This window comes from uncultured Parolsenella sp., assembly GCF_958346945.1.
In the GTDB taxonomy this organism is placed as follows: Bacteria; Actinomycetota; Coriobacteriia; order Coriobacteriales; family Atopobiaceae; genus Parolsenella.
Genome location: NZ_CATVTL010000023.1, coordinates 1 through 3225, shown reverse-complemented (window position 1 = coordinate 3225; position 3225 = coordinate 1). Strand labels below are relative to the sequence as shown.

Here is a 3225-nt window from a genome sequence, read left to right as displayed (position 1 = left end):
CCGTCCGCGGCTTTGCCAAGGATATCGCGGCGCTCGGTTTCCATATCCTGCCGTAGCGCGAACACCGACTGTACCGTGGGCTGTTCGCCCCGGCCTTTCCTTTCCCTATCGCTCACGCGCTTCGCGAAGGTCGCGCTAGGCAAAGGAAAGGCCGGGGCTGCCGGCACGAGCTTGCCAGTAGGTTCTGAGCTGAATGAGACTTTGTTGGTGCCGCCTCTTTGATGGGCGGCACCTTTTTGTTGTGGTATCTGCAAGTTTTCCCATTGGGTGAGAAAACTTGCAAGTTCGACGATGGGCAGCGGTGGTTCGTCCTTTGCTGTTACTTCCCCTGCACCATGGTGAGGGAGATCTTCTTGCGGTCGCGGTCGACCTTCTCGACCCACACCTTGACCGTGTCGCCGACGCGCACCACGTCGCTGGGGTGCTTGACGAAGCGGTTGGCCAGCTTGGAGATGTGCACGAGGCCGTCCTGGTGCACACCCACGTCGACGAAGGCGCCAAAGTCGACGACGTTGCGCACCGTGCCCTTGAGTTCCATGCCGGGCTCCAGGTCGTCGATGGAAAGTGCCGAGCGGCTAAAGACCACCTCGGGCGCGTCGTCGCGCGGGTCGCGGCCGGGCTTCTTGAGCTCGTTGACAATGTCGATGAGCGTCAGGGTGCCGCAGTCCAGGTCGCTTGCCAGCGCCGAGATGCTGCCCAGGCGGCGCTCGATGTCGGGCACGCCGCCGCGGCTGAGCTCGCTTGCCGCTACGCCGGCGCGCTCCAGGACGGCCGTGGCCACCTCGTAGCTCTCGGGGTGGACGCTCGTCGCGTCGAGCGGGTTCTTGCCGCCGCTAATGCGCAGGAAGCCCGCGGCGTTGAGATATGCCTTGGGGCCCAGCTTGGGGACCTTCTTGAGCTGGCGGCGATCGGTGAAGGCGCCGTTTTCCTCGCGGAAAGCCACGATGTTCTTGGCCACGCTCGGCGTGATGCCCGAAACGTATCCCAGCAGGCTTGCGCTCGCGGTGTTTACGTCGACGCCCACGCGGTTGACGACGTCTTCCACCACGTGGCCCAGGGTACGCGAGAGCTCGGCCTGGTCAAGGTCGTGCTGGTATTGACCCACGCCGATGGACTGGGGCGGAATCTTGACGAGCTCTGCCAACGGGTCCTGCAGGCGGCGGCCCAGGCTCATGGCGCCGCGCACGGTGACGTCCAGGTCGGGATATTCCTGGCTGGCGAGCTCGGAGGCCGAGTACACCGACGCGCCGGCCTCGTTGACGATGGTGTAGCGCAACCCGGGCGCCTGCTCGGCAATGAACTCCGAGACGACTTCCTCGGTCTCGCGGCTGGCGGTGCCGTTGCCGATGACGATGGTGTTGACGCCGTCCTTCTTGACGAGGCGGGCGAGCTCGCGCTTGGTGCCGGCGACGTCGTGGCGCGGCTTGGTGGGGTAGACCACGCCGTGGTCGAGCAGCTTGCCGGTCTCGTCCATGACGGCGACCTTGCAGCCGGTGCGGTAGCCCGGATCGAGCGCGAGCACGCGGGCGCCGCGCACGGGGCGTGCCGAGAGCAGGCCCTCGAGATTCTTGGCAAAGACATTGATGGCCTCGGTCTGCGCGCGGACGGTGAGTTTGGCGCGGGCCTCGCGCTCCAGCGAGGGGGCCATGAGGCGCTTGTAACCGTCAGCGATGGCGGCATCGAAGATGGGAGCAAACGCGCCCTGGCGTCGGGGCCAACGGCTGCCGAGGCGTGCCGTGGCGGCAGCGCCGTCGACGTTCACGCGCACGCGGAGCTTGCCCTCGCGCTCGCCGCGGTCGATAGCCAGCACGCGGTGGTTGGGAATACGGCGCAGCGGCTCGTCAAAGTTGTAGTAGGGCTCGTAGGGAGTCTTCTCCGTGGGGTCGGTGGCCTCGACGACGATATCGGCGGTGTTTTGCGTAAAGGCGCGCAGGTCGGCGACGTTCTCGGGATCCTCGGCCACCGTCTCGGCCACGATGTCGGCGGCGCCGGCAAGCGCCTTCTCGGGCGTGTCGAAGCCGGCCTCCTCGTTGACGTATGTTGCGGCGGCGTCGAGCGCGCTGCCCTTGGCCGAGGCCTGCATGATGATCATGTTGGCGAGCGGCTCCAGGCCGGCTTCGCGGGCCTTCTGTGCGCGGGTCATGCGCTTTTTGCGGTAGGGCTTGTAGAGGTCCTCGACACGCTGGAGCTGCGTGGCCTCGCGAATCTGCTGCTCGAGTTCGGGCGTGAGTTTGCCCTGGGCGTCGATGAGCAGGATGACGTCCTCTTTACGCTGCTCAAGATTGCGCAGGTAGGACAGGCGCTCGTCGAGCGCGCGCAGGGCGACGTCGTCCATACCGCCCGTTGCTTCCTTGCGGTAGCGCGAAATAAAGGGGATGGTGTTGCCCTCGTCGATGAGCTTGACGGCCGCCTCGATGTTGGCGGCCTTAAGGTTGAGCTCGCGGGCGAGCTGGGCGATAAGATCCATGGGACTCCTTGCGTTTAAGGTGCGTTTGCAGCACAGGGCTACCAAGGATACCACCCGTCCCAAAAGGCTGTTTTGGGGCCGCGCCACGAAAACGGCCTATCTACTACGTTTTACCCGTAGGGGCTGACCATACCTGGGTTTTCCGAAAATCGACAAGCCGGTTACCTGCGGTTTTTATTTCGCGAAATTCGGCATGGTTGAGGGCGATCGGTTAAACGTAGTAGATAGGCACATTTCGTGGCGAACGAATCAAGCTAAGGTGCAAAAAGTCCCCCGTCCCAGAAAAATCATTGACAACGTAGCAAAATGCCCCGCGGGCAGGAGGCTGCTCGCGGGGCGAAGAAGAGGGGCTTATTGGTGGCGGATCGAGGGGCTCGGCATGGGGTTTCTGCCGTGGCCGCTCTTAAGGCATTACAACTCGACGAGCTGGCCGGTCTCGGCGGCCTCCTTGATGGCGTTGAGAAGCGTGAGCGTCTTGACGTTGTCGGCGGGGGTCACGACGGGCTCGACCTCGCGGCGGACGACCTTCACAAAGTGCTTGAGCTGCATCTTGTGCGGCAGCGCCGGGTCCACAGCCGGGATCTCCATCTGCAGCGGCTTGTGCCAGTTGGAGGCACCGTCGTAGGAGAACTGGTGCAGGCGGGGTAGCGAAAGGGCGCCCTTGGTACCGCCAATAAAGTAGGCATCGGCGTCGAAGGGGCGATACTGCGGATCCTCGCGAGCGGTTGCCTCCCAGTTCCAGGGGCTGGCGGTGGCGT

General features: G+C 64.5%; 1 protein-coding gene and 1 pseudogene. Both read right to left on the bottom strand.

The window, feature by feature from the left end; genetic code table 11:
- Positions 1-319 precede the first annotated feature (319 nt).
- Positions 320-2467, bottom strand: a complete 2148-nt coding sequence (locus tag Q3866_RS07765; RefSeq protein ID WP_301830827.1) for a Tex family protein — start codon at positions 2465-2467, stop codon at positions 320-322.
- Between the two features lie 411 nt (positions 2468-2878).
- Positions 2879-3225 (bottom strand): annotated as a pseudogene (locus Q3866_RS07760) (gfo/Idh/MocA family oxidoreductase); the annotation flags it as partial.